The organism is Pseudanabaena sp. 'Roaring Creek' (assembly GCF_001402795.1).
Lineage (GTDB): Bacteria > Cyanobacteriota > Cyanobacteriia > Pseudanabaenales > Pseudanabaenaceae > Pseudanabaena.
In genome coordinates this window covers 1-3,003 of sequence record NZ_LIRE01000465.1, presented here as the reverse complement: position 1 = coordinate 3,003, position 3,003 = coordinate 1, and the positions used below count along the sequence as shown (strand labels likewise).

Sequence of the window (3,003 nt, the reverse complement as noted above, 5' to 3'; positions counted from 1 at the left end):
TTACAGCAATTATCGATCAAACGAACCACAAGGAAATTTTTGAAAGCGTTGCGAAGCAACGCTTTCAAAAATTTCCTTGGTTTGGGTTTGAGCGCAATGCGCTATAAGTCAGGACATCAAACCCAATAGAGAGTTGCGGCGCTTTGCGCCGCAACTCTCTATTGGGTTTGTTAAGTGAATATATGGGGGCTTCAAGGGCATGGCGGCGCAAAGCGCCGCCATGCTATCTCTAGTGCCAAGTTTCGCGAAATGCTTTGACAACATGATCCATCCCAACCGATCGCGATGCTTTGAAAAGAATGCGATCGCCACGTTCGACTTTTTGTAAGAGGGTTTGGGTAATGTCGTCATACGACTGACAGGCGATCGCGTATTTCAACGAACCATTGGCTCCAGAGAGAATGGCATCTGCTTCACCATCGATCAAAATAATGGCACCTTCGATTCCTAATTTACCGATCGCCTCGCCCACTTGACGGTGCAATTGGGAAGACATAGATCCTAACTCTTTCATGGTTCCTAACACCGCCCAATGACGCTTTGCGGGCATATCAGCCAACTGACGCAAAGCTGCTAGCATTCCCTCAGGAGAAGCATTGTAGGTTTCATCGAGAATCATCACATCCTGCGGTAACTCGTATAGCTGCGCTCTGCCAAAGGGCAGATCGAGCTTGCCAATGCCTTGCAATGTCGGAGCCCAATCAAGATTGAGGGCTTTGAGAACGGCTAAGCCTGCGAGAAAATTTAAAGCATTGTGGCGACCTGGCAAGGGTAATTCCCATATCAAACCTTCAACATGCAATTTGTTATTAATGAGTTCCCCATTAACATCGCCAATACCTAAGCCATAGGTAATGGTTTTGCCCTGCCAGACCTTGGTAGCTGTTTCTAGTAACAGCTCATTACTTGCATTGAGAATTGCAGTGCCATCGATCGGGGTTTCCGCAAGGAGTTCGCATTTAGCTTGGGCGATCGCCTCTCGCGAACCTAATCTGCCAATATGAGCCGTACCCACATTGGTAATTACACTAACTGTGGGCAAAGTAATTTTGGCAAGTCGCTCAATTTCCCCTAAACCACGCATTCCCATCTCTACTACTACAAAATCATTCCGATCGGGGGCGATCGCTAATAGGGTTTGGGCTACGCCAATATCATTATTATGATTGGCTTGACTTTTATGAACTTGCTTGTCGGGAGCCACATAGCAAGCCAACATACTCGCAATCATTTCTTTAGTGGTGGTTTTGCCAACGGAACCTGTAATAGAAATGACGGGGCGTGAAAACTGCAATCGCCACCAACGCGCTAGCTCCTGATAGGCGGTAAGAGTGTCATCAACCGCTAGGAGTGGTAGCCCAGTTGCCGCATCTGAGTTAGCCCATTCCCGATTCACAATTGCGGCTACGGCTCCTTTAGCGATCGCTGCGGCAACAAAAACATGACCATCAAAATTTTCGCCAGTTAAAGCCACAAACAACTCACCAGTTTCAAGTTTGCGACTATCGGAAATAACGCCCCTTATTTCTATATTGTTTCGCGTATTTTCGTCAATATTGGCAACCGTTGCCGATGTAATGGCGATCGCTTGGCTAATCGTACAAATACAGGTCATGCTTGATTTTTTCTGTTCTTAGCTTTTCTTTACTGAAGATATCAAGTCTAAACTTGTTAGAAAAGTCACGATTTTGGCGTTTTTTCTAACAAGTTTATCGACTTAATCTGCTCAGCTTTATTATTATCAGGCTTCAGGCAGCACATCATCACCAAACATTTCATTCAAAGCCGTAAGATAGGGCTCAAATTCCTTGACATGCCTCTCATCGAGATGGGTATGCATTTCTTGAGAGAGGAGTCTGAGTAAAGTCCTTACCAATTCCCAACTCACCTTTAAAGGAGGATAGAGCATTATACAAAGGGGAAAAAGCTCTTGCTGAATCGAAGATACACTCTTTTCTAATACGCAAAGACAGAGATAAACTTGAAACATCTCAATGTCGCGCAAACTAGAAATACGAATTTGAGGTGAACTCAGCACGCCGCTATAGCATTGATAGTCCGAATGCATAATCAAGGTCTTTTGTGAGACTTGGCGGGCAATTTCACTGGTCAGGGAGAGTAAATGGCGAACGGACTCGAGCGCGATGTCATCATATTCTAGATCTCCTGCTGCTTCGTAGCATCTTTGCAATGGCATATAAAGGTGATCGTCAATTACCTTGAAGTAAGAGTTCACCATCAATTTCTCTAGCGGCGGAAGGGCGTTCAGCAGCATCTGCCCGCTGTAGTGAAATTGCATACTGACAAAACCAATGGTGCGCGGATCGACGGATGTATATTTTTTGCGAATCTTGCCGACATTTTGCGCGATCGCCACCGATAGCTGTCCAACCGTTGGTAGCTGAGTATAGGTTTCGAGTCGCTGATATTGTCCATTTTCGGGCAAATCGATTTCCAACAGACGATTGTTCGCATTCTCGGTATAAACCTTGAGAGCCGAATCCAACAAAAAACGCGAATCCGTAGCAATTTGCCAAGGATCGATTAAATCTGCCGATATACCGTGAGCTTGCAACTGTCCCATCAATAGGGTTTCAGTCTTCGCCCAAGCTTGTGCGCTAGAAAAACGCAGGGATTGTAAGAGATTTGCGGCTGTAGCTGCTCGCCGCTCTGATGATAAAATTTCCCCCAGATCGTTGGATTGAATACTCTGCTTGGGTTGATCGACCTGTAAATTTTGAATATACTTCTTTGCCCAAATATTTGCGAGAGTCGAGATAGAAGTACTTGTAACGTTTTGGAAATCTTCTCTGAGATTATCTACAAGAGTATGTCCGATCATTGAGACTCCGAAAGAAAAATTTTTGTTAAATTAGTAACATTATATTTCCTCCCTCTAACATAGTTAAGGTTTAGTTAAAAATACTTATTTAACTAGCTAAGGGACTTGCGATTTAATGAAGTACCAAATATAAAACCAGAATCGGTGGCGCGGCGGAGCCG

The 3,003-nt window shown here is 44.6% G+C and carries 2 protein-coding genes; both read right to left on the bottom strand.

From position 1 onward, the window contains the following. Positions 1–229: 229 nt before the first annotated feature. Positions 230–1,615, bottom strand: coding sequence for a UDP-N-acetylmuramoyl-tripeptide--D-alanyl-D-alanine ligase (murF, locus tag AC805_RS14850; RefSeq protein ID WP_055076143.1), 1,386 nt, complete (start codon positions 1,613–1,615; stop codon positions 230–232). A gap of 126 nt (positions 1,616–1,741) precedes the next feature. Next, positions 1,742–2,842 carry a hypothetical protein gene (locus tag AC805_RS14845; RefSeq protein ID WP_055076142.1) on the bottom strand — a complete coding sequence of 367 codons (1,101 nt, stop codon included), beginning with the start codon at positions 2,840–2,842 and terminating at the stop codon, positions 1,742–1,744. Between the last annotated feature and the right edge of the window lie 161 nt (positions 2,843–3,003).

Excerpts from the sequence above, each read along its gene's own strand:
- AC805_RS14845 (WP_055076142.1), bottom strand. The coding sequence starts at position 2,842 with ATGATCGGACATACTCTTGTAGATAATCTCAGAGAAGATTTCCAAAAC.
- murF (WP_055076143.1), bottom strand. The coding sequence starts at position 1,615 with ATGACCTGTATTTGTACGATTAGCCAAGCGATCGCCATTACATCGGCA.